This window comes from Actinomadura nitritigenes (genome assembly GCF_017573545.1).
GTDB classification, from domain to species: Bacteria; Actinomycetota; Actinomycetes; order Streptosporangiales; family Streptosporangiaceae; genus Spirillospora; species Spirillospora nitritigenes.
On sequence record NZ_JAGEOK010000009.1, the window covers coordinates 192,047 to 213,137 of the forward strand.

The 21,091-nt window shown below is 70.5% G+C and carries 23 protein-coding genes and 1 pseudogene; 11 read left to right on the forward strand and 13 right to left on the reverse strand.

Features of this window, described 5'->3' with window-relative positions:
- Position 1: 1 nt before the first annotated feature.
- Genes J4557_RS15855 through J4557_RS15870 form a run of 4 tightly spaced genes read right to left on the reverse strand, consistent with a single transcriptional unit; the run spans position 2 to position 2,890 of the window.
- Positions 2 to 820 (reverse strand): SCO2521 family protein, encoded by an 819-nt coding sequence (locus J4557_RS15855; protein ID WP_208267292.1) that lies wholly within the window; start codon positions 818 to 820, stop codon positions 2 to 4.
- On the reverse strand, positions 817 to 1,977 hold the full coding sequence (locus tag J4557_RS15860) for an SCO2522 family protein (RefSeq protein ID WP_208267293.1): 1,161 nt from the start codon (positions 1,975 to 1,977) through the stop codon (positions 817 to 819). Before J4557_RS15860 ends, J4557_RS15855 begins: the two co-directional genes overlap by 4 nt.
- Positions 1,974 to 2,600, reverse strand: a complete 627-nt coding sequence (locus J4557_RS15865) for an SCO2523 family variant P-loop protein (RefSeq protein WP_208267294.1) — start codon at positions 2,598 to 2,600, stop codon at positions 1,974 to 1,976. Before J4557_RS15865 ends, J4557_RS15860 begins: the two co-directional genes overlap by 4 nt.
- Positions 2,558 to 2,890: a hypothetical protein gene (locus J4557_RS15870; protein ID WP_208267295.1), complete on the reverse strand. Its 333-nt coding sequence runs from the start codon at positions 2,888 to 2,890 to the stop codon at positions 2,558 to 2,560. Before J4557_RS15870 ends, J4557_RS15865 begins: the two co-directional genes overlap by 43 nt.
- 208 nt (positions 2,891 to 3,098) lie before the next feature.
- Between J4557_RS15870 and J4557_RS15875 the strand changes: the two genes are divergently transcribed.
- The 3 genes from J4557_RS15875 to J4557_RS51665 all read left to right on the forward strand — a co-directional run bounded on the left by J4557_RS15875 (position 3,099) and on the right by J4557_RS51665 (position 6,321).
- Entirely contained in the window at positions 3,099 to 3,755 is a 657-nt protein-coding gene (locus J4557_RS15875; RefSeq protein WP_208267296.1) for a transposase, read from the forward strand.
- 111 nt (positions 3,756 to 3,866) lie between these two features.
- The gene (locus J4557_RS15880; protein WP_208267297.1) at positions 3,867 to 4,190 is read left to right on the forward strand and encodes a hypothetical protein; all 324 of its coding nucleotides are present in this window, start codon (positions 3,867 to 3,869) and stop codon (positions 4,188 to 4,190) included.
- 211 nt (positions 4,191 to 4,401) lie between these two features.
- On the forward strand, positions 4,402 to 6,321 hold the full coding sequence (locus tag J4557_RS51665) for a class I SAM-dependent methyltransferase (protein ID WP_208267298.1): 1,920 nt from the start codon (positions 4,402 to 4,404) through the stop codon (positions 6,319 to 6,321).
- Positions 6,322 to 6,537: 216 nt separating this feature from the next.
- On the opposite strand, the gene J4557_RS15890 is transcribed toward J4557_RS51665, so the two are convergent.
- Positions 6,538 to 6,963, reverse strand: coding sequence for a group II intron maturase-specific domain-containing protein (locus tag J4557_RS15890; protein WP_208267299.1), 426 nt, complete (start codon positions 6,961 to 6,963; stop codon positions 6,538 to 6,540).
- Entirely contained in the window at positions 6,960 to 7,163 is a 204-nt protein-coding gene (locus tag J4557_RS15895) for an RNA-dependent RNA polymerase family protein (protein WP_208267300.1), read from the reverse strand. Before J4557_RS15895 ends, J4557_RS15890 begins: the two co-directional genes overlap by 4 nt.
- A gap of 519 nt (positions 7,164 to 7,682) precedes the next feature.
- Between J4557_RS15895 and J4557_RS15900 the strand changes: the two genes are divergently transcribed.
- The 3 genes from J4557_RS15900 to J4557_RS15910 all read left to right on the forward strand — a co-directional run bounded on the left by J4557_RS15900 (position 7,683) and on the right by J4557_RS15910 (position 11,142).
- Positions 7,683 to 9,239, forward strand: coding sequence for a type IV secretory system conjugative DNA transfer family protein (locus J4557_RS15900; RefSeq protein WP_208267301.1), 1,557 nt, complete (start codon positions 7,683 to 7,685; stop codon positions 9,237 to 9,239).
- 174 nt (positions 9,240 to 9,413) lie between these two features.
- Complete coding sequence (locus J4557_RS15905; RefSeq protein WP_208267302.1) at positions 9,414 to 10,433, forward strand: aspartate-semialdehyde dehydrogenase; 1,020 nt, start codon at positions 9,414 to 9,416, stop codon at positions 10,431 to 10,433.
- Between the two features lie 91 nt (positions 10,434 to 10,524).
- Positions 10,525 to 11,142, forward strand: coding sequence for a hypothetical protein (locus J4557_RS15910; RefSeq protein ID WP_208267303.1), 618 nt, complete (start codon positions 10,525 to 10,527; stop codon positions 11,140 to 11,142).
- Between the two features lie 30 nt (positions 11,143 to 11,172).
- Here the strand turns inward: J4557_RS15910 and J4557_RS15915 are convergent, their stop codons facing one another.
- Both J4557_RS15915 and J4557_RS15920 read right to left on the reverse strand, forming a co-directional pair.
- Positions 11,173 to 11,391 (reverse strand): DUF2277 domain-containing protein, encoded by a 219-nt coding sequence (locus J4557_RS15915; protein WP_208267304.1) that lies wholly within the window; start codon positions 11,389 to 11,391, stop codon positions 11,173 to 11,175.
- A gap of 484 nt (positions 11,392 to 11,875) precedes the next feature.
- On the reverse strand, positions 11,876 to 12,904 hold the full coding sequence (locus J4557_RS15920; RefSeq protein ID WP_208267305.1) for an alpha/beta hydrolase: 1,029 nt from the start codon (positions 12,902 to 12,904) through the stop codon (positions 11,876 to 11,878).
- Positions 12,905 to 13,072: 168 nt separating this feature from the next.
- Between J4557_RS15920 and J4557_RS15925 the strand changes: the two genes are divergently transcribed.
- Both J4557_RS15925 and J4557_RS15930 read left to right on the forward strand, forming a co-directional pair.
- On the forward strand, positions 13,073 to 13,804 hold the full coding sequence (locus J4557_RS15925) for an isocitrate lyase/PEP mutase family protein (protein ID WP_208267306.1): 732 nt from the start codon (positions 13,073 to 13,075) through the stop codon (positions 13,802 to 13,804).
- A 102-nt stretch (positions 13,805 to 13,906) separates the two neighbouring features.
- Positions 13,907 to 14,737, forward strand: a complete 831-nt coding sequence (locus tag J4557_RS15930; protein ID WP_208267307.1) for an oxygenase MpaB family protein — start codon at positions 13,907 to 13,909, stop codon at positions 14,735 to 14,737.
- Positions 14,738 to 14,756: 19 nt separating this feature from the next.
- On the opposite strand, the gene J4557_RS15935 is transcribed toward J4557_RS15930, so the two are convergent.
- Positions 14,757 to 15,632 (reverse strand): alpha/beta fold hydrolase, encoded by an 876-nt coding sequence (locus J4557_RS15935; protein ID WP_208267308.1) that lies wholly within the window; start codon positions 15,630 to 15,632, stop codon positions 14,757 to 14,759.
- A gap of 85 nt (positions 15,633 to 15,717) precedes the next feature.
- Here J4557_RS15935 and J4557_RS15940 point away from each other — a divergent pair, with 85 nt between their 5' ends.
- Positions 15,718 to 16,269: a CGNR zinc finger domain-containing protein gene (locus J4557_RS15940; RefSeq protein WP_208267309.1), complete on the forward strand. Its 552-nt coding sequence runs from the start codon at positions 15,718 to 15,720 to the stop codon at positions 16,267 to 16,269.
- A gap of 11 nt (positions 16,270 to 16,280) precedes the next feature.
- Here J4557_RS15940 and J4557_RS15945 read toward each other — a convergent pair whose 3' ends face one another.
- From J4557_RS15945 to J4557_RS50910, 3 genes are all read right to left on the reverse strand, one after another.
- Positions 16,281 to 16,628, reverse strand: a complete 348-nt coding sequence (locus J4557_RS15945; protein WP_208267310.1) for a VOC family protein — start codon at positions 16,626 to 16,628, stop codon at positions 16,281 to 16,283.
- Positions 16,629 to 16,710: 82 nt separating this feature from the next.
- Complete coding sequence (locus J4557_RS15950) at positions 16,711 to 17,220, reverse strand: hypothetical protein (RefSeq protein ID WP_243775823.1); 510 nt, start codon at positions 17,218 to 17,220, stop codon at positions 16,711 to 16,713.
- Positions 17,217 to 17,339 carry a hypothetical protein gene (locus tag J4557_RS50910; RefSeq protein WP_277820000.1) on the reverse strand — a complete coding sequence of 41 codons (123 nt, stop codon included), beginning with the start codon at positions 17,337 to 17,339 and terminating at the stop codon, positions 17,217 to 17,219. The genes J4557_RS15950 and J4557_RS50910 overlap by 4 nt, the downstream gene beginning before the upstream one ends.
- Before the next feature lie 171 nt (positions 17,340 to 17,510).
- On the opposite strand from J4557_RS50910, the gene J4557_RS15955 reads away from it, so the two are divergent.
- Positions 17,511 to 18,539, forward strand: a complete 1,029-nt coding sequence (locus J4557_RS15955; RefSeq protein ID WP_208267311.1) for a class I SAM-dependent methyltransferase — start codon at positions 17,511 to 17,513, stop codon at positions 18,537 to 18,539.
- A gap of 61 nt (positions 18,540 to 18,600) precedes the next feature.
- Positions 18,601 to 19,475, forward strand: a pseudogene (locus J4557_RS15960) (IS5 family transposase).
- Positions 19,476 to 19,499: 24 nt separating this feature from the next.
- On the opposite strand, the gene J4557_RS15965 reads toward J4557_RS15960, so the two are convergent.
- Positions 19,500 to 20,774, reverse strand: a complete 1,275-nt coding sequence (locus tag J4557_RS15965) for an HNH endonuclease signature motif containing protein (protein WP_208267312.1) — start codon at positions 20,772 to 20,774, stop codon at positions 19,500 to 19,502.
- Positions 20,775 to 21,091 lie beyond the last annotated feature (317 nt).

Here is a 21,091-nt window from a genome sequence, read left to right on the forward strand (position 1 = left end):
CTCACGCGAGGGTGCTCCGGTGCCCCGCCGCATCCTCCCGGTCGCCGGCCGTCGAGGCGAGGAGAGTCAGGGTGTGCAGCGCGAGTTGATCGCGAATGCGGTCGATCGAGTTCTGCCAGTGCTGCTGGAACCTGACCTTCTTGTCGAGATCCGTCCATAGCGGCATGAGCGAGTGATCCGCCCGGACGCCCGGCATCCACAGGTGCAGGAGGTGGTCGACCGCCGGCCGGATCCGGTCGATCACCTGGGAGTGCGGTCCCTCGCCGAGACGGCCGCGCGAGATCATCTCGGTCACCGTGGTCAGCGGCCAGTCGTGCAGCGCCACGTCCTCGCACCATCCGGCGACCGCGGCCCGGTCGGGGGACCGCAGCGTGAGCCGGACCAGCCGGTCCGTCCCGTCACCGACGGTGAACTCGACGCGTTCGCCGCCGCCGGCCGCCGCCGGTTCCAGCACCCAGCGCAGGGTCGTGCGGGCGGCGCGGAACGGCGGCCGGCGGTCGAACCGGCCGGACCGCTGCACCGTGTCCAGGAGCTGGTCGCAGACGGACCCGAGGTCGATCCCCCGGGGGGCCGCGGCCGGGGCGAGGAAGCCCGCGGCCGCGTCGGCCCAGTCGGCCTTCCCGATCGTCTCGACCGAACCGGGCCGCGAGAGGTAGTGCGACCACGGCTGCCGGTGCTCGCCCGAGCCGCCGGCGGCGTGGGTGAACGCCGCCCCCTGGAGCACCCGGCCGCCGGTGATCGACGCCCGCGCCAGCACCGTGCCGACGGCCCGCACCCCGCGCCCGGACCGGGTCGCCAGCTCGCAGTCGACGCCGGTCACGACGTCGGTGAGACCGCGTGCGGGACGGGGCGCTCGAAGGTGCGCACCCGCTCACCGGGGAGGATCGCCAGCGCCGCGCGGACATCGGCACGGGTCGCCGCGGCGGAGTTGAGCAGCAGCCCGGTGCGGACCACGCCCATCACGATCCCGCCCGGGGCGGGGGCGGCGCGCATCTCGATGGATTCGGCGGAGCCGCGGTCGGTGATCTGCCGCAGCACCTCCTCGTCGATGGCCACCTGCCCGAGGATGGTGCGGACCGCCTCCTCGACCGGCAGGAAGCGGGGATCGAGCACGGACATGGTCCGGTAGGCGCTGAACGGCCGGGCGGCCGGGTTCGGCTGGAGGATCGGCGGCATCTCATCCCAGTCGGCGGGCAGGTCTCCCTCCCAGGTCACCGGGGTGGCGACCGCCGCGCCGTCGTACCGGAGAAGGCCCAGCCGGAGCAGCTGCCAGACCGCGGCCAGGAACGCGCACGACCAGAGCCTGCGGCCGCCGGGCCGCTCGCTCCAGAGCTCCACGTCCACGAAGATCGAGTGCTGCCGGGCGGTGTTCTCGCGCGGCGGCCGCCACGGCGCGGGCCTGCGCATGGCCTCGTCGGCGGAGGCGGCCGCCGAGCGCTCGCCGTTGCACAACCAGCCCACCTCCTGCAGCGGCGGACGGGAGCCGTCGGTGCCCGGCAGCGGGTCCGGCACGAGCCGCCGTTCGACGATCTCGGCCGGCGGCACCTCTCCGGCGACGGCGCACCCGGACTCGCGCGCCAGGTAGTCGATGCGCAGGGCGCAGCCGGCGGCGGCGGCCGTCAGCTCACCGATCACCTCCGCGGGGTCACCGAAGCGGGTGAAGTAGTCGTCGATGAGGAAGCAGGTGCTGATCCGGGGGCGGCGGCCGGGGTGGCGCCGCTCGTACGCCGACCGCAGCGCATCGGCCCAGGGCCGTACCCGCTCGAACTGGTCGCGGAGGTAGGCCGGACCGCGCTCGAAGTCCTCGGCGTAGAGGTGCCCGAGCTCGATCGACACGTGCGACAGCGGCACCCCGGCGAGCCGTCGCTCCGCGTCGAGCTCGGTGAACGTCGTGGTCAGCCCCTCGGGCTCCGCGCCGGCCGAGGGCGCGGCCGCCCCTGCGGCCGCCCCTGCGAGCGTCATGCGGGGCGCCGTCACGGCCGCTCCCACGCGGTCGGGTCCACCAGCTTCTGCGCGAGCCGATCGAACGCCTCGGTCGTCTCGGCGTTGGCGATCCGCCCGGCCCGGACGTCCTGGTCGGAGATCAGCTGCTCGCGCATCTGCAGCGCCGGTTCGAGCGGAACGCTGGCCAGGACGGTCGTGCGGTCGAGCCGGTTGCGGCGCGCCAGCTCCTCCAGGGCGCGGTGGTGGTCGTGCAGCCACGCCGCGTGCGCCGGCGGGAACCCGGCCGGTTCCGCGGATTCGGGGTCGACCATCCCGGTCCGGACGAACCGGATCGACCCGGCGAGCTCGTCCTCCCGGTGGCCGCGCTCGACTCCTCCCCGGATCAGGCCGCGGTCGCCGTAGACGAGGCCGGCCGCCGCCAGGATGTTCTGCCGGGTCCAGCGGTGGAAGACCAGCCAGCGCGTCTCGAGCGGGCGGAGTTCGGGCTGGGCGGTCGCCGTGAGGACCATCTCCGCGGCGTGCGAACGCCCCGCGGACAGGTCGATCAGGCACAGGTCGAACTCCTCCTGCAACCGGATGAGGAGCTTGGTGCACCGCTCCAGGGCATCGCGGGTCAGAGCGAACTCGCCGCCGCCGCGGTCACCGGGGAGCAGCACCAGCCGGCCCGCGCCCGGCGGACGCGCCCCAGGCCCTCCTGGTCGGAGTCGCGCCAGACGTCGATGCGGTCCGGCTCGGCGATCCTGCCCTGGAGGAAGGAGTGCAGGCTGCCGCCGTCGATGCCGCGGGCGGCCCGCTCGACGCCGAAGACCGCGCCCGCCGTGGGCGATCCGAAGTCGAAGTCGAGATAGCAGACGTCGCTGCCGCGCAGGGACCGGCGGTAGGCGACGTTGCCGCCGGTCACCGAGCGCCCCGTGCCCCCCTTGTCGGAGGTCGCGATGACGAGCACGTCAGGCCGCCCTCCCGGCATCGCGGCGAGCCGGCGAGAGCGGGCCCCGCTCGACGGTGGCACGGCCCGCCGCGCACGGGACCCGCGGCGGTCGCCGCCGAGGCTCGATCTTCATCGGTGCCCTTCCCCCCTTGCCGTCGTGCCCCGGACGAGGAGCATGCCGCTGTAGCCCTCGCGGAGCGGCTTCCCGTCTATGTCGATCCGGTCGATGTCGATCTCCTCGATCAGGCCGGCCTACTACTTCGCCGCCTGGCGCGACGACGGCACCGACCAGACCCTCCACGACCTGCTGCGCCGCCAGGTCCGCGAGGCCGTCGGCCGTGCCGAGGACCCCACCGCCACCAGCATGGACACCCGGACCGTGCACTCCGCCGCCGGCGTCCCCGCCGCCACCACCGGACTGGACGCCGGCAGGAGCTCCCGCGGCCGCAAGCGCGGGATCGCCTCCGACGCGCTCGGGCTGGTGATCGCGGTGACGGTGACCGCCGCGAGCGTGCACGACAACGCCATCGGCATCGATCTGCTGGACAAGGTCGCCATCGACAACCCCTCGGTCACCACCGCGTGGGTGGACGCCGGGTTCAAGAACGCCGTCGCCGACCACGGCACCGCGCTGGGCATCGAGGTGCAGACCGTGCACCGCGACCCCGACGTCCGGGGGTTCGCGCCGATCCCCAAGCGGTGGATCGCCGAGCAGGTCTTCGGCACCCTGATGTGGCACCGGCGCCTGGTCCGCGACTACGAACGCTCGCCGGCCACCGCCGAGTCCCGCGTCTACCGGGCGATGACGGCCAACATGACCCGCCGCCTCACCCGCACCGCCACACCCACCTGGCGGCCCGCGGCCGCCGCCCCGGCGGCGTGATGAGCCCGGTCCGGCCGCCCCCGCGTCCCGAGCGAACTGCCGGCCTACCTGGAGCAATGCGAGCACGACGCGCGGGCCGAAATCGACCGGCTACAGGCGGCCATCACCGAGATGACCGAGCAACTCGACCACGCCCGGCAACACGGGGACCGGCTCGCCCTCACCCGCCGGACCCTGCAGGAGATCACCGGAACCGAACCCGACGACACCACCGGGCACATCGACACGCTCCCGCCCGCCTACCGCGACATCCTGGCCGTCTTCATCCGCACCACCGGCGCGCTACGGGCCGAAGACCTGCGCCAGGCCCTGCACACCGGCACCGAACCCCGGCACGTCGAAGCCATGCGCGCCGAACTCAAGCGCCTGGTCGGACGCGACATCCTCACCGAACCCGAACCCGGCTCATTCGCCATCAATCCAGACAAGCCCTAACGAAGCTCCCTCTCAGGTGGTGTTGCCACCAAACGCTCGCGCCGGACAGTCCTAGTAGGTTCCTGAACGTACAGGACCAGAAAGCCGTTGTGTGCCCCGTGCCAGATGCCCCTGTGTCCCGACAAAGGCAGCGGAAAATATGGCTTAGGACGTCCGGTTTCGTGGCTGTGAATTTGCTGGAAGTAACACAATGCAACGAGAAAGGCACCACGTGACCACAGATATCGAAATGCAGGCCGACGCCCTTCTGACTAGCGGCCGAACCGCGGTTCGCAACGGAACCCATGGCGAGTACTCTAAAGAGCACTTGGCGATGCTCGCGCACTCCCTGACCTTTCGACCGCAGGTGAAATATTCGCCGCTGAATCGGGTGCGTTCTGAGAAGAGCGATCATATACTCCGCGAACGCTGTGAAGGTGTACTCGAACGGCTTGAATCCTACGCCGCAGAATATAGGAATCGCCTGGAACTCCAATCGATGGTGGTCCGGCATGTTCTTCATGCCCTGGGGGAAGACGACTACGAGGAACTCGCCAAGCTGGGAATCGACATTTCCTATGCCTGGTTGGATGACATTCTCAGGACGGCGACCAGTGGGGCATCCGTCATCGGTATCGAAACTGTTGGACCTTACGCCGCCAATCATCTTACCGCCGACGGGTTGGACATCCGGGCAGAGCGGCTTCCCGCGGATGAACAGATCGGGCTACTACTCGCTGGAATCTTTCGTGACGTCTTCGCGGATTGCGAAAATGTCCGCTGCGTCGCCCTCATTGACGATCTGACAAGTTATATCCCTGGCCGGGAACTTACCCAGGAGGAGCGCGATCGCTACGTGGTCGCGATAGCTGACATCTTCCGAGATTTCGGTGCGATCAAACCGGATGATCGTCCGGGTAAGAACTACATCTTCATCCGGGAAAGCGAGCTGCCGCCTGCGGTAGACGAGTTGGTGCAGCGGCTGAGGCAGAGTCGTGCGGGAGACGTCGATACGTTGCCCAATGGCGATGTGATCTTCTATCCATCTGAGAGTTTCATCGAAAGACTTGCACTTCTCTCTAACAACCGGAGACGAGAATTCCGCCGTCGAGGCGTCCTGGTCAAGCGACAGGGACGGCCCACCTGTCACGCCATGGAGGCCGCCAGCCACTTCCACCCGGCCAGCCGGGAGATGCAACACGTTATGATGCTGGACCGGTATTTCCAAAGCCAGCAGGATAAGACATACGCACTGGTGCGGGCGATGGAGATCGTTACTCAAGACCGATATCACAATCTGTTCTACGACAGTGAGCGACTCTCGCCCGAAGTTATCGTGTATGTCATCTGTGAATTGTTGGCCGAGCAGGCACGCCGACTCTTGGTATCTCACGACCGGGAGAGCAGTTGGGAACAGTTCGATTCGGATGAATACGTCACCCGCAATTATGGAACTCGTATTCTTCCAGAAGATCGCACTATCATCAATATCGTCACGGACCAGCTGGCCCAGCTGAATATTCCGTTCAAGGATGCGAAGCTGGTGGCAGATATCGGATCAGGCCCAAATCTGTATCCGGCGATGATCCTCGCACCTTACCTGACTGACGACGGGGCGATTGACCTGATCGAGTACAGCTCGTCGAATCGCTCGTATGTGCAGGCCACGATCGCGCAAACTCCAGAGGAGAGGAGTGGGGGGATATGGAATAAGTTCGAGGAGTTGATGATCGGTACCGCGGGTGACCAATATTTGGGCTGCCTTGAGCGAGTATGTGAACTTGGGAACTCCATGCTCGGCTCTGTGTTCGCCCTGCCCAAGAGTCGCTATGATATCGTGAGCTCATATTTTGTCACGGAATCCATAACCAGTTCCCGGCAAGAATTCTGGCTAGCGACCCGAAACTTGGCCACAACTGTCCGGCCGGGCGGGATAATCATCGCCGCTCACATGGTGGGTTCGCGAGGATACCAAGCTGGCGAGGGGACTCATTATCCCGCTGTAGAACTCTCCGTGGAGGAGATTGTTCAGGCGTACCGGGACGCCGGCCTGACATTCAGCCTCTCTGTCGTCGAACAGACGATGCTCAAAGCTCGAGACGGGTACCAGAAGATGATGGTGGTCATAGCCCAGCACGGAAACAACAAGTAATCCGTGAGCCTCAGTTATCGGTGGGGTGGCCCGCAAAGTGCTTGCAATGTCGCGGCGACCAGCTGCCGGCAATTGGAGCGGTCTCGTGGCGTGGTCGAGGGCCGCGAGCAGATGGATCTTGCGGCCTGCCGCCTTGGCCGCGCCGCCGGGTAGCCCCGGCACGTTGCCGTGCCGGGCCCCTCAGAACCGTGCGTGCCACTTGTCACGGCACACGGCTCAAGCAAGCCCCGATGGGCGGGTGGAACGTTTTCCTTGCGTGCGGAGTGTGGGCGCTGGGTCAGCGGTGTTCGGCGGAAGGTGTCGGTGCCGTCTCAGTGCCCAGTAGGTGGTGAGGTCGGGGTCGTCGGGTGACGCTGCCCCATCCACCATCTGGTGCCTCTTGATCGGCGTCCAGGCCAGCTTGGTCATGTAGGCGCCGGTTTCCCGGTCTCCGAAGACCCAGCGGTCGTTCCTGGCCGGATGGAACTTGCCGAGGTAGCGTTCGGTGATCCATGCCGGCGACTTGTTCTTGTGCCGATGCTTGGCCCACCTCGTCAACGTCCACCACAGGGTGTGGTCGATGGAGGCGAACGTCTGCTTGGACCCCGCTGTCCGGTGGTAGGCCGCCCAGCCGCGCAGGACCGGGTTGAGTTTCCCGATCACCGCAGGCGCGTTCGCTCCGTAAAGTCGGCATCCACGATCCAGGCCCGCTTGGGTCGCTTGCCCTTGCAGACCCCGAAGATCGCTTCGGTCGCATCATGGCACCCGCGGCCGGGCCGGAAGCCGTAGCCGCGCGGCTCGGGCTCCAGCGCGTTGAGGACCACCGCCTGGCAGGCGCGGTCCCACCCGAACAAGAAGGTCATCGGTGTCAGTTTCGCATGCCCGCGCGGTCCCGTCTCTGCTGGATGGCCTGGAGGGCCTGACCGATCCGCGCAGGACCCGGGGATGCTGGAAGCGTGAGAACTCCCATGATCCCGAACAGAAGGTCATCTTCGTTCCGGCGCGTGCTCGGTGAAATCGACGTTTCGTGTTCGCCGTGTCGCTCACGATCACGGGCGGCGGGCGGCGCCGTGGTGATCGGTACGGGCCGCCGCTCTCGCTTGAACTCGCGCATCGATGTCCCTTCGTTTCTCCCGGGATCCGCGAGGATCACGACCGGGGTTCGGAAATGCTTTCCGGGCGGCACGGCTCGGGAGCCACCAGAGGACTGTCCGTCGCGACCGCCCGTCGGCAAGGCGAAGTCGTCGCGCGTGCCGGCGAGTTCCATGGAACGAGGTGGTGGCCGCCCCCGCCCTTCTGCGGACAATTCGGAACATCAAGAGATGTCGCCCACAGGTGAGCGGCCGTTCGAGGTCTCCCTGCCGGAGAAGTGAGGAGCCACCATGGTGCCGGTCGCCTTGCTGGTCGTGATCGCCGCTTTCGTGTCGGCGGCCGGCTATTTCGTGGTACGGCTGCTCCTGAACGCGCGCCGTCGCCGGACCTTCCGGCGATTGCGGCTCGGCTTCGCGTCCGGCTGGGAGGTCCGCAGGCTGCTGAGCGCGCGGACCGTTCAGAGTAAGGCGGGCCTTGTCCGCCCGTCTTTCGCGAACCGGCCCAGGCGCGAGGTGAGGCCCGAGGACGTCGGCTTCTGCATCGGACGGGACATCAGGTCCCGCCGGAAGCTGTACGCGTCCGCCGACGAGTCGGTCGTCGTCGTCGCCGCCCCGCGGCAGGGCAAGGACGTGCACTTCGTCACGCCGTTCACCATCGACGCCCCGGGCCCGGTCATCGTCACGTCCACCCGGCGGGAGACGTTCGTCAACACCGCCATGGTGCGGGCGCAGCACGGCCGGGTGTACGTGTTCGACCCCTACGACTGGACGGGGTGGCCGCACCGGGTGCGCTGGCACTACCTGGAGGGATGCGAGGACGCGAACGTGGTCGGGATCAGATCCGGCGCGCTCGTCTGGGCCTGCGGCTTCAGGATGGAGAAGGAGGGGGGCCGGGTGGTCGCCGGAGTGACCACCATCGTCCGCTGCCTGCTGCACGCGGGCGCGGTCGGCGGTCTCACCATCCGGGAGGTGGTGCGCTGGGCCTACGAGGCCAACGCCGACGAGGCGGTGGACATCCTGCGCGAGGCCGAAAGCGAAGGCAGGGGCGCACCGGGTTATGCGGCGCAGCTGGAGTTCAACAGGCGGGACGAGCGTCTCTGGTCCGGCGTGATGCAGGTCATGAGCTGCTTCTCGATCCCGCGGGTCCTCGACGATCTCTCGCCGCCTCCCGGTGAGAGGTTGGACTTCAACGAGTTCCTCAAGGGCCGCAACACCATGTACTTCATCACCAAGCAGCACAACGAGCACGGGAGCATCGCGCCGGTCGTCGCCGACATGGTCGAGGAGTTCTTCGCGCTGGCCCGGCGTGCGGCGAGGATCCAGTCGACCGGCCGCCTCGACCCGCCCCTGACCTTCGAGCTGAACCAGGTGACGGACATCTGCCCGCTGCCCGAGCTGCCCACGTACGTGGGGGACTCCGGCGGCTACGGCATCGGCGTGCACACCTACCTGACCTCGATGGCGGACGCGCGCGCCGAATGGGGACCGCGGGCCGCCGAGCTGTGGGACAACTCCACGTTCCGTGTCATCGCCGGTGGTGGCGGCAGCGCCGCGGATCTCGCCGAGCTCTCCGAGCTGGTGGGCGGGCAAGGAGGGAGGCCGGCACTGCACCCCGAGGAGATCCGGACCCTGTCCTTCGGGCGAGCCGCCCTCGTCGCGGGCACGGCCCGTCCCGTCGAGATGTGGCTCACCCCGTGGTGGAAGCGGGCGGACCGGGACGACATCCTCGCGGGCAGGCACGCGGTCGAGGAGATGATCCGGAGACGCGCCGCGGACCGGTGGCCGGCCGCCCGCACCGCTCCCATCGCGATCACGCCGGACGAGGAGGACCCGACGCCCGTCTGGTGACCCGGCGGCGCCGGCGGGCGCGGCGCCCCGACCGGGTGCCTGCGTTCACTTCTCGGTTGAGCGCCGCTTAAAGTCGGTGTGAAGGGTTAATGACTGGACGTCCCCGGCCGGGCCTCGGCAGACTCGTCGCCCCAGGTAGCGGGACGTAACGGCAGGACGAGCAGAGGGAGCGGCATGAGGATCGGGATCGTCGGGGCCACCGGCCAGGTCGGGGGCGTGATGCGCCGCATGCTGGCGGAACGCGGATTCCCCGTGGACGAGCTGCGGCTGTTCGCCTCGGCCCGTTCGGCCGGGCGGAAGCTGCCCTGGGGCGACACCGAGATCACCGTCGAGGACGCGGCGGCCGCCGACTACGCGGGCCTCGACATCGTGCTGTTCTCCGCGGGGAAGGGCTCGTCGAAGGAGCTGGCGCCGAAGGTCGCCGCGGCGGGCGCGGTCGTGATCGACAACTCGTCCGCCTGGCGGATGGACCCGGACGTCCCGCTGGTGGTGGCCGAGGTCAACCCGCACGCGGCGACGGACCGCCCGAAGGGGATCATCGCGAACCCGAACTGCACGACGATGGCGGCGATGCCGGTGCTGCGGCCGCTGCACGCCGAGGCGGGGCTGGCCGCGCTGGTCGTCTCGACCTACCAGGCGGTGTCGGGCAGCGGCCTCGCGGGCGTGTCGGAGCTGCACGAGCAGGCGCGCAAGGTCGTCGAGAACGCCGACCGGCTCACCCACGACGGCTCGGCGGTGGAGTTCCCCGACCCGCAGGTGTACGTGCGGCCGATCGCGTTCAACGTGCTGCCGATGGCCGGCTCGATCGTGGACGACGGGCTCGCCGAGACCGACGAGGAGCAGAAGCTCCGCAACGAGAGCCGCAAGATCCTGGAGATCCCGGACCTGAAGGTGTCGGGGACCTGCGTGCGGGTGCCGGTGTTCACCGGGCACTCGCTGCAGATCAACGCGCGGTTCGAGCGTCCGATCGGGCCGGAGCGGGCCAGCGAGCTGCTGTCCGGCGCGCCCGGCGTGGTGCTGGCGGACGTGCCGACGCCGCTGCAGGCCGCCGGGCAGGACCCGACCTACGTCGGCCGGATCCGCCGCGACGAGACCGTGGAGAACGGGCTGGCGCTGTTCTGCTCAGGCGACAACCTGCGCAAGGGCGCCGCGCTGAACGCCGTCCAGATCGCGGAGCTGGTCGCCGCAGAGTAGCCACAAATCCCGCATTCCGGGCAAACTGAACCGATCACGTGGCGGCCCCGTCTGATGGGCCGGCACGTGATCGGTTCTTGGGGGAGTCCGGATGAGGCGTTCGGCGATCGTGACGGCGGGAACGGCGGCGGGGGCGCTGCTGCTGGCCGGCTGCGGGGGCGGCGGTGGCGGCGGGGACGTCAAGGGCGCCGGGACGGCCGAGGTGTCGGCGCCCGCGATCGGCGCGACCAGCACCCCGAACCTCGGCGGTGGCGGCGGCCGGCCGCCCGCGCCGCGCAGGCCCGGCGCGCAGAACCGGCCGGCGACCCTCGGCCCCCTCGGCTACGGGCCGCTCCGGCTCGGGATGACGGCCCGGCAGCTGCGCGGCAGCGGCCTGCTCATCGGGAAGGTGCGCGCGGGCGCGACCGGCTGCTCCGGGTACGACCTGCGGACGCACCGCACGCCGAAGGGCTCGGCCGGCGTCTACTACTCCCCGCGCCTCGGCATCGCGACGATCTTCGCGGTCGGGGGCATGCGTACCCCGCAGGGCATCGGCGTCGGCTCCACGCTGGCGCAGGTCCAGCACGCCTACCCGAGGGTGGCGCGCGGCGTGAACGGCTCGTCCGCCCCCGTCCCCGGCAACCCGAAGGCCGTCTACAGCCTGCTGCTGTCGGGCGGCCGCGTCACGTCCCTCGCGCTGGACCTCGCCGGCCAGGACTGCCACAACTGACCGGCGTCCCCGGCCGCGCGGGACGGGCGGCTAGCCCGCGCGGCGGCCCCTGACCTCCAGGGAGTCGAGGAGCGCCGCGGTGGAGCGGGCGATCTCCTCCACGGCGCGGTCGAACGCCTCGGCGTTGTGGGCCGCGGGGGCGCGGAACCCGGAGATCTTGCGGACGTACTGGAGCGCGGCCGCCCGGACGTCCTCGTCGGTCACGTCCTCGCTGAACGGCGGGCGGAGCGTCTTGATACTGCGGCACATGCGTCCATTGTGACCCGCGCCACCGACAGAACCGCACCCCTGACGGCACGGGACGGCGCCCGGCGGCCCGGGGGGCTTTCGGGGCCCCGGCGCCCAGCAGAGGTGGGGCGCCGGGGCCCGGCGGGGGGCGGGTCCGCGGGGCGGCGGCGCGCGGGACGGGCCGAGATCCCGTCCCGCGCGCCCGCCGGCGGCCGGCCCGGCGCGGCCGGGCGGCCACCGGATGCGGCGGCGCGGATACGGCCGGGCGGGGACGGCCGCATCCGCGAGCGTCCGTCGTCGAAGGCGTCGCGCGGGGGTGTGCGGACGTTCTCGGTGGACTGCCCAAAGGTTCGCCGGACGGGTGGCCGGTGTCAACGAATCCATGGGCCACTGGATTTTCAATCCCGGTCAACGGCCCCTCTGAAAACACTGAAAAGCCCGCCCGACCAGCACGAACGGCGTGCCCCCCGGTGGGGTGGGCACGCCGTTCGTGCTGGTCGGGACGTCAGGGCGCGATGCGCCGGCAGAGCCAGGCGAGCGCGAGCGGGTAGCGGTAGTCGATGCCGCCGTGGCCCGCGTCGAACAGCTCGAAGTGGATCGCGTCCGAGGACACCCCGGCGTCCAGCAGCGCGCGGTGGAACGCCTCGGCGCCGATGTCCAGGAACCATTCGTCGCGGGTGCCGCCGTCGATCCAGATCGCCCGCTGGGAGCGCATCGCGGCGGCGTGGCCGGGCACCATCCGGACGGGGTCCCAGGCGAGCCAGCGGTCCCAGACGTCCGGGCGCAGGACGCCCGTCACCGGGTCGAACGGCAGCTCCGGCGTGCCGTCGGGCAGGGCGGAGTAGCAGACGGCCATGCCGAGGACGTTCAGCAGCTCCATGTCCTCGGGCTTGGTGAACGAGACCCGCGCGTTGAAGTCGTCCCACCAGCGCATGATGTCGCCGCCGTACTTGCGCAGGTGGCGCACGCACTTGGGGAACTCGGGCAGGTAGCAGTACTCGAACAGGGCGTCCCCGGCGTGGGTGGCGAGCGCGCCGAACAGGTCCGGGCGCAGCATCGGCGTGATCATCGCGCCGTAGCCGCCGCTGGACTTGCCGCTGATCGCCCGGTGCTCCGGCGCGTCGAGGGTCCGGTAGCGGGCGTCCACCCACGGGACGACCTCGTCGCAGATGTACGAGTGGTACCTGCCGGTGCCGGGGGAGTCGACGTACTGGCTGCCGCCGTGCGCCGTCCACGCGTCGACGAACACCACGATCGCGGGCGGGGCCTCGCCGGAGGCGAACACGGCGTCGGCGGTCTCGGGGAACGGCTGCCGGTACGGCATCCGGTTCCGCCAGATCCCGACGTGCCCGGTGAACCCGGTGATCACGTACACGGACGGGTAGCGGCGGTCCGGCTCGTCGTCGTAGCCCGGCGGGACGTACACCAGCAGCGGGCGTTCGTGCGGGTCCTTCAGCGGGTTGCCGCGCAGCAGCTCGCTGCTGACGACGTGCTCCTCAAGGCGTCCGGCGAAGTCGGCGGACCACGGCAGCATGCGCACTCCCTCGTGTCACGGGCCACTCGATCATCCCGACGCTAACCCAGGCCCTAGGGTCGCGGATACCGTCCGGTCATGTGCCGGACCGGCCGGACGGGGCATGTGTCACGAAAGGCGTCCCGATCCGGTCCCCATGATGATCGATCGTGACGGAAGGAGAGACAGATGCCGGAGAACGCCGCCCGGTTGCGCGACCTGCACCGCCCCGGCGATCCGCTGCTGCTGCCGAACGTGTGGGACGCGGCGAGCGCCGAGATCGTCCAGGAGGCGGGGTTCCCCGCCCTCGCCACCGCGAGCGCGGCGATCTGCGCGATGCTGGGCTACCCCGACCACGAGGGCGCGCCGGCGGACGAGATGTTCGCCGCGGCCGGGCGGGTGATCCGGGCCGCGTCCGTCCCGGTGACGGTGGACGCCGAGGCCGGGTACGGGCTGCCGCCGGAGGAGCTGGTGGAGCGCCTGCTCGCGATCGGCGCCGCGGGCTGCAACCTGGAGGACACCTACGCCGGGAAGCTGGCCGAGCCGGAGAAGCAGGCCGAGTACCTGGCCGCGGTCCGCGCCGCGGCGGGCGACGCCCTGGTGATCAACGCGCGGGCCGACACGTTCGTCGGCGGGGTCGCGGACCCGGTGGACGCCGCGATCGCCCGCGGGCGGCTCTACATCGAGGCGGGCGCGGACTGCGTCTACCCGATCACCGCGCCGCCGGACACGGTGAGGGCGCTGGTCGAGGGCATTCCGGGGCCGGTGAACGTGAACGTCTTCCCGGGAGGGTCGCTCGCCGAGGTGGCGGAGGCCGGGGCCGCGCGCGTGTCGTTCGGGCCGGTGCCGTACATGCGGGCGCTGGACGCGCTCAAGGAGTTCTCGGGGCGCGTGCTGCGGAAGGAGGATCCGTACGCCTGACCGGGCGGGGGCGTCCGGTTCGCCGGGCGCCCTTGCAAGTGCTTGCTTACAGATGGCACAGTGATACGGAATTCGCTTCTCTGTACCAGGAGTGAGGGCCGGATGACCGCGACCGCCACGTCCACGGAGCGTCCCCCGACGATAGTCCTCGACGCGATATCCGGCATGGCCCTGTCCGCCGCCGCCGCGAACGTCGTCATGCAGCTGTCGCGCCTGCCGGTCGGGCACGGCGTCGCCGAGAGCACCGTGGAGAGCGGCCGCGTCGACAAGCACCCGGTCAAGCGCGGGCGCACCACCCTCAGCTACATCGCCGTCGCGATGCTCGGCGACGAGGACGAGCGCCTCGCCATGCGCCGCGAGGTCAACCGCGCCCACAAGCACGTCCGCGCGAAGGAGCCCGTCCCGTACAACGCCTTCGACCGCGACCTCCAGCTCTGGGTCGCCGCGTGCCTCTACTGGGGCACCGAGATGATCTACACGATGCTCTACGGCGACCCGGGCCCCGAGCAGCTCGACGCGCTGTACCGGCACGGCGCCCGCTTCGGCACCACCCTCCAGATGACCGAGGACATGTGGCCCGCCGACCGCGCCGCCTTCGAGGAGTACTGGACGGAGTCCCTCGGGCGGATCGAGATGGACGACGTCACCCGCGGCTACCTCCGCGACCTCACCGACCTGCGGTTCCTGCCCGCCCCCGTGCACTGGACGCTCGGCCGGCTGCACCGCTTCCTCACCCTCGGGTTCCTGCCGGCCCCCTTCCGCGACGAGCTCGGCTACCCCTGGACGCCGCGCGACCAGGCCCGCTTCGACCGCTTCGCCCGGCTGATGGCGGCCACGAACCGCGCCATGCCCCGGCCCCTCCGCGCGTTCCCCTTCAACGTCTACCTGTGGGACGTCCGCCGCCGCATCCGGAGGAACCGCCCGATCGTCTGACGCCCGGCCCGCGGCCGCGTCACGTCCAGGTGCGGTCGAGGAAGTCCGCGACGAGCGGGGCGATCTCCGGCAGGTGGTCCTCGAGCGCGAAGTGCCCGGTGTCGAGGACGTGGAGCTCGGCGTCCGGGAGATCGCGCAGGTAGGCCCGCGCGCCGGGCTCGGTGAAGAAGGGGTCGCCGCGGCCCCAGACGATCAGCGCCGGCGGGGTGTGCTCGCGCAGCCACGCCTGCCAGGCGCCGTAGCGCTCCACGTTCGCGTGGTAGTCGAACGCCAGCGCGACCTGGGCCTCCTTGCGTCCGGGCAGGTCGAGGAAGTGCTGGTCGAGCGTCCAGCCGTCGGGCGCGATCGCCTCGGCGTCGGCGACGCCCGCCTCGTACTGGCCGCGCGTCCCCTCCGGCGTCAGCAGGGCGCGGATCGTCTCCTCGGCGCCGTCCCGGCCGGGACGCAGCGCGATGAAGTCGCGCGCCGCGTCCGACAGGCCCTCGGCGTAGGCGTTGCCGTTCTGGACGATCAGGCCCGCGATCCACTCCGGGCGGCGCTCGGCGAGCCGGAAGCCGACCGGCGCGCCGAAGTCGAAGACGTACATGGCGAACCGGGACAGCCCGAGCCGCTCGACGAAGCCCTCGGTGACGTCGGCGAGCCGGTCGAAGGAGTACGCGAAGCCGTCCGGGACCCGGGTGTGCCCGAAGCCGGGGTAGTCGGGGGCGATCAGCCGGTACCGGGCGCCGAGGACGTCGATCAGCCGCCGGAACTGGTGCGACGCGGACGGGAACCCGTGCAGGAGCAGCAGCACGGGCGCGTCGGCGCGCTCGGGCACCGACTCCCGGTAGAAGACGCGGACGCCGTCGACGTCCAGGAACCGGTGAACCGTCCGCGCGACCGTGGGAACCGCCATGTCTAACGCCTCTCTCCGCTGAAGATGCGTTAGTTATAGCCCGGGGCGACCTAACGCGTCAATCACGGGATGTAGCATTAGCCTCATGAGCGACGTCGTCCCGCTGACCGGCGAACCCCTCGCCCTCGACCTCGTCAACACCCGCACCGCGGCCGGCGACCTGCTCGCCACCCCCGATGACCTGCGCGCTTGGCTGGACCTCGAAGCCGCCCGGCTCCCGGACGCCGACTCTCTTGACATACACGATGTACGTGCCGTGCATGCCGTACGTGAGCACGTCGCCAACGCCGTCGAACGCGCCCGCCACGGCGAGCGCCCCGCCGCCGCCGACCTGGCCGCGCTCAACGACGCCCAGCGCGCCGCACCCGCCATCACCGAGCTGACCTGGGACGGCTCGGCCGTCACGGCCGCGCGCCGCCGGACCGGCCCGCCCGGCACGCGGCTCGCCGGGTGGCTCGCCGAGGCCGCCGCCGGCCTCCTCGCGGACCCGTCCGTCACGAAGATCCGGCAGTGCGAGGCCGACGACTGCGTCCTGCTGTTCCTGCCCGCCCACCCGCGCCGCCGCTGGTGCTCCGCCGCCCGCTGCGGCAACCGCGTCCGCGTCGCCCGCCACTACCAGCGCCACAAGCCCGCCTGACGGGCCCCGCGTCAGCGGTGGGTCAGGACGTTGATCACGCGTCCGTCGGGGTCGCGGACGAAGAACCGCCGCACGCCCCACTCCTCGTCCTGCAGCGGATGCACGATCTCCGCGCCCCGCGCCCGCATGGCCTCGTACGCCGCGTCGACGTCGTCCACCTCCACGCTGATGTCCGGATTGACCGGCGCCGTCTTGTCCGCGGACATGAAGCTGATCTGCGCCCCGGGGACCTCCAGGGACGCGAGCGTCATGATCCACCCGTGGTCCATGACCTCCTCGAACCCGAGCAGGCCGTAGAACGCGCGGTTCTCCCCGGCGGCTTCGGAGTGGACGTTGGGCACGACGCGGCGAACGGACATGTGAGCGGCTCCTCGAAGTTCGGTCTGTGCCTCGACGCTATGCGCCCGGGCCGCGCGGGTCTTGGACGAATGGGAGGCGGCGTCAGCCGTACCGTCGGCGGCGGACAGCGTACGCCGCTGTCACCGCGGCCAGGAGCGGCCCCCAGGCGACCAGCGGCAGATAGCACGCGTAGAGGATGGCGGCCTTCGCGCCGTGCGGCATCTCCGGATCGGTGTCCGCGAAACCGAAGACGAGCGGCGTCCACAGGCAGACCAGCGCGACCGAGCCGAGCGACGCCGGGACGATCGCGGCGAGCGGGCGGATCCGCCGGCCGCGCAGGAACGGCACCCAGCGCGGCCAGACCTCGCCCCACGGCCGGACGAGCCCGAGGCCGAGGAACGCGATCGCCTCGGACAGCGCCGTCAGCGCGATCACGTACGGCAGCACGAACCAGGGCCCGTTCGCCGGGTCCTGCGACCCGGTGAAGCCCGCAGGCAGGCCGAGCCCGAACAGGATCCGCCAGATCCCGGACGGGAGCGCGCACCACATCGTCGCCTGCGCCGCCCGGTCCGCCCAGCGCGGCACCGGCCCCCGCGTCCCGGCGCCGGTCATCGGACGGCCCCGAGCGCGTGCGCGGCCGGCTCACCGGACCCGGTGGCCAGCATCGCCCCCGCGATGAGGGCGACGAGCACCGCGATCACCGCGGCCTTGATCGTGAACTTCCGGGACACCGCTTCCTCCTGTCTGGCGATGCCCCCACGCTCCCGCCCGCACCGTCCCGCCCGCCTCCCCCGCGCGGGCCATCCCCATCCCCCGCGAGACATAAGGTGCGGTGCGCGCTAGGCGTCGACCTGATCGGGTTACGTGCGCGCACGTCTGGGACCTGGCCTACGGCGGCCTCCATGCCTACGCGTTCGCCCCACCCCTGCTTCACGGCCCTGGTCGTCCTGGACCCGCTTGTGGCCGTACTGGTCGCCCGCGCGCGCCCTGCGGGCGTCACGCTCGCAGCCGCGGTGATGGCGGCCGACGCCACCGCCAACTGGATCGCCGACTGGCCGCTCCTGCGCGACGACCCGACCTGGCTCTGGGTTCGTCATCACCACGACGCTCCCGCTCCACCGAGCCCTCGCCTGACGGGCCGGATGTCCATGCGGGCCGATGATGGGGACATGCCTCCCAGCTCCCGCGCCGAGTCGTTCGACAGGGCCGCCGCTCAGTACGCGGCCAGCCGCCCTTCCTACCCGCCCCTGCTCTTCGACGCCGTCGAGGAACTCGCGAACCGCCGCCTGGCCGGTGCCCGGGTCGCCGACGTCGGTGCGGGCACCGGGATCGCCACCGCGCTGTTGCGCGGCAGGGACGCCCGCGTCATCGCCGTCGAACCCGGTGAGGCCATGGCCGCCGAGTGCCGCAGGGCCCTCCCGGACGTGCCGGTCGTACGCGGCGACGGCAACGCCCTCCCGCTGGCCGACGACTCACAGGACCTCATCACCTACGCGCAGTCCTGGCAGTGGACCGACCCGGCCCGCTCCGTCCCCGAGGCACTGCGCGTCCTGCGCGGAGACGGCGCAATGGCGATCTGGTGGAACACCACGGCCTTCGATGTGCCGTGGATCCGTGCGCAGCACGAGCGCATCGCGCGGCACTGCGGGACAAAACCGATGCCGCCCGTCCGCCCAGACGACGGCGAGGCCACCCGGCAGGCGGGCCTAACGGGCCTACGCGTCGCACGCCGTCAGCTGCGCTGGACCCGCGTGGTCTCCCTCGACACACACCTTGCCAACATCACCAGCCGCTCAGCCTTCCTGGTCCTCAGCGAGCCCCGCCGACGTGCCTTCGTCACCGACGAACGCCGTCGGCTGCACGAGGCACACCCGGACGACACGATCGAGGAGGCCTACCTCGTCGACCTGCTGGTGGCCACCCGTCCATAGCCCTGCGGCCTAGGGCCTGTTTTGCGGATCTGGATCTTTGGGTTGTGGCTGGATGGTGGCCATGGTGCGGCGACACGAGTTGACCGATGCGGCCTGGGCGCGGATCGAGCCGTTGCTGCCGGTCGCGTCCGGGCCTGGTGGGCGGTGGCGTGACCACCGGCAGGTGATCAATGGGATCTTGTGGAAGATCCGGACCGGCGCGGACTGGCGGGACGTGCCCGAACGCTATGGGCCGTGGCAGACGCTCTACCAGCGGTTCCGCCGCTGGAGTAGGGACGGGACCTGGGACCGGCTATTGGCCCACGTCCAGGTGCACGACGATGCGGTCGGGGTGGTGGACTGGTCGGTGGTGTGCGTGGACTCCACCATCGTGCGGGCCCACCAGCACGCCGCCGGCGCCCCCAAAAAGGGGAACAGCCGGGGACGAACCCGGCATCACAGCAGGCGCTCGGGCGGTCCCGCGGCGGATTGACCAGCAAGATCCACCTGGCCTGCGACGGCCGTGGCCTGCCGCTGGCGTTCACCGTGACCGCCGGCAACATCAACGACTGCACCCGGCTGATCGAGGTCGTCGAAGCCATCGCGATCCGGCGCGCCGGGCCGGGCCGTCCGCGGACCCGGCCCGGGCACCTGATCGCCGACAAGGGCTACTCCACTCGCATCATCCGCGACTATCTGCGACGCCGGCGCATCCCGCACACCATCCCCGAACGCAGCGATCAGGTGGCCGCCCGGGCACGGCGGGGCCATCGCCGCTGCGGATTCGACCGTGACCGCTACCGGCGCCGCAACGTCGTCGAACGCTGCTTCAACCAGCTCAAACGCTTCCGCGGCCTGGCCACCCGCTACGAGAAGCTCGCCGCCCACTACCGCGCCGTCGTCACCATCGCCAGCCTCGTCCTCTGGCTCAACCACGATCCACAAAACAGGCCCTAGCGCAGGGCCATGGACGGGTGTGGCTTATGCGGCCCAGTCGAGGGCGGGGTCGTCGGGTGGGCCGATGCTGCCCGGTGGCCCGGCCCCCCTCGTGCCTCGCGCGTCGGCTGGTGGGAGTAGCCGGTAGACGTATCGCCCGTCTCGATCCTTGGTGATCTGGATCTGGCCGGGGTTGGTGTGTTTGAACCGGTTGTGCCATCCGCAGGCGAGTGCGAGTTGATCGATGTCGGTGGGCGATCGTCCGAGTGCCCAGCCGTGGACGTGGTCGACCTCGCACAGTGTCCCGGGGACCTCGCAGCCCCGCACCGCGCAGGAGGGGTAGAGCGTCTCCAGGACTTGCCGCTGTGCTGCGGAGGCGAACCGTTCCCGATGTCCGAGGTAGAGCGGGGTGTTTCCGCGCCCAAGGAGCAGGGGCGATACCCCGGCGGCCAGGGCGATGCGGCGGGCTTGGGCGGCGGGGATGGGGGTGCCGTCGGTGAGGCGGGCCGGGGCGTTGCCTCCGGTGAGGGTGTCCAGGTCGCAGATCACGGTGACCTTGGAAGCCTTGTGCCCGCCGGACAGGACGCTGGACAGTGCCGCTGCGGTGCGTTCGGGAAGGTCGCGGCGGTCATCAGGCCCGGCCGGCTTGGCCAGCGGAGCGAGCGTGCCGTCCCAGATCGCGGCGTCTTCGGGGTTCAGCCAACCTTTGACGTACCGGCCGCCGTCGAGCGAGCGGGTGGTGGTGAGCCACGATTCGTCGTAGCCGCGTTTGGTGTCCTGGTCGGGGGCGTCTTCGGTGTCGTCGCGGTCGGCGATGAGGTCACGGATGCGGCGCCCGAACGCGGCGACCTTCCCGGCGGAGAACCCCTGGTCGATGAAACCGAGCAGGGTCGCCTCCGCCTCGGCGCAGTCGTGGTCGTCCAGGCGCGAGACCGAGTCGGCGACCGTGACGGCGTAACCGTAGGACAGCTCCCCGGCTGCGAGTTGCTCGGCCACCTGCGGGAGGCGACGCCGCTGCCGGGCAAGGGTGAGGCGCTCCTTCACCCGGTTGTCGCGCATGCCGAGCCGGGATCGCAGCCATGCTTGGGTGGAGGGATATCCCCACCGGGCCTGTTCTTTGGTGGCGTCGACTCGGCCGATGAAAGCGGCGAGGGCGCTTTCCTGCTTATCGGAGGCGGCCACGAGGGTTTCGGTGAGTTCCAGGCAGGCGGCAGCTGATTCGGGGGCTTCTCGCGAGGCGAGTTCAGTGGCGATGGTTGAGAGCGCGTTCACCAGTTCCATGGTGGACGCGGCCTCAAGCTCGACCGTCACTGATTGCATACGTAAATGGTACCCTGTGTGACCAGCATTTATGGCTGTTCACGGCACATTCCGTTCGGTATTTTTCGGCGGGAAAGGCAAGCGGGCTCTTTGGCGCACCCCCGGAGGGCTTGGTTCCTGACGGAAGGGGGTGGTGGGGTGGCGCGGCCCGGGGCGGGGCAGGCGGAGCCTGCCCCTAACGCTGCCTCAGGGGCCGCAGAGGCTCCAAAGTCAAGGGTGGACGAAGTCCATCGCGAAGCGACGCCGAAGGCGCCCTTGACTTTGGAGGGGCGGCCCCGTACGCCAGCGCCACCCCACCACCCGAACACCCCTTACAG

Coding starts and splice junctions, on each gene's coding strand:
- J4557_RS15895 (WP_208267300.1), bottom strand. CDS start 7,163: ATGACCTTCTTGTTCGGGTGGGACCGCGCCTGCCAGGCGGTGGTCCTC.
- J4557_RS15920 (WP_208267305.1), bottom strand. CDS start 12,904: ATGCTGCCGTGGTCCGCCGACTTCGCCGGACGCCTTGAGGAGCACGTC.
- J4557_RS15905 (WP_208267302.1), top strand. CDS start 9,414: ATGAGGATCGGGATCGTCGGGGCCACCGGCCAGGTCGGGGGCGTGATG.
- J4557_RS15910 (WP_208267303.1), top strand. CDS start 10,525: ATGAGGCGTTCGGCGATCGTGACGGCGGGAACGGCGGCGGGGGCGCTG.
- J4557_RS15875 (WP_208267296.1), top strand. CDS start 3,099: ATGTCGATCTCCTCGATCAGGCCGGCCTACTACTTCGCCGCCTGGCGC.
- J4557_RS15945 (WP_208267310.1), bottom strand. CDS start 16,628: ATGTCCGTTCGCCGCGTCGTGCCCAACGTCCACTCCGAAGCCGCCGGG.
- J4557_RS15915 (WP_208267304.1), bottom strand. CDS start 11,391: ATGTGCCGCAGTATCAAGACGCTCCGCCCGCCGTTCAGCGAGGACGTG.
- J4557_RS15900 (WP_208267301.1), top strand. CDS start 7,683: ATGGTGCCGGTCGCCTTGCTGGTCGTGATCGCCGCTTTCGTGTCGGCG.
- J4557_RS15950 (WP_243775823.1), bottom strand. CDS start 17,220: ATGACCGGCGCCGGGACGCGGGGGCCGGTGCCGCGCTGGGCGGACCGG.
- J4557_RS15935 (WP_208267308.1), bottom strand. CDS start 15,632: ATGGCGGTTCCCACGGTCGCGCGGACGGTTCACCGGTTCCTGGACGTC.
- J4557_RS15955 (WP_208267311.1), top strand. CDS start 17,511: ATGCCTACGCGTTCGCCCCACCCCTGCTTCACGGCCCTGGTCGTCCTG.
- J4557_RS15925 (WP_208267306.1), top strand. CDS start 13,073: ATGCCGGAGAACGCCGCCCGGTTGCGCGACCTGCACCGCCCCGGCGAT.
- J4557_RS15965 (WP_208267312.1), bottom strand. CDS start 20,774: ATGCAATCAGTGACGGTCGAGCTTGAGGCCGCGTCCACCATGGAACTG.
- J4557_RS15880 (WP_208267297.1), top strand. CDS start 3,867: ATGACCGAGCAACTCGACCACGCCCGGCAACACGGGGACCGGCTCGCC.
- J4557_RS15940 (WP_208267309.1), top strand. CDS start 15,718: ATGAGCGACGTCGTCCCGCTGACCGGCGAACCCCTCGCCCTCGACCTC.
- J4557_RS15930 (WP_208267307.1), top strand. CDS start 13,907: ATGACCGCGACCGCCACGTCCACGGAGCGTCCCCCGACGATAGTCCTC.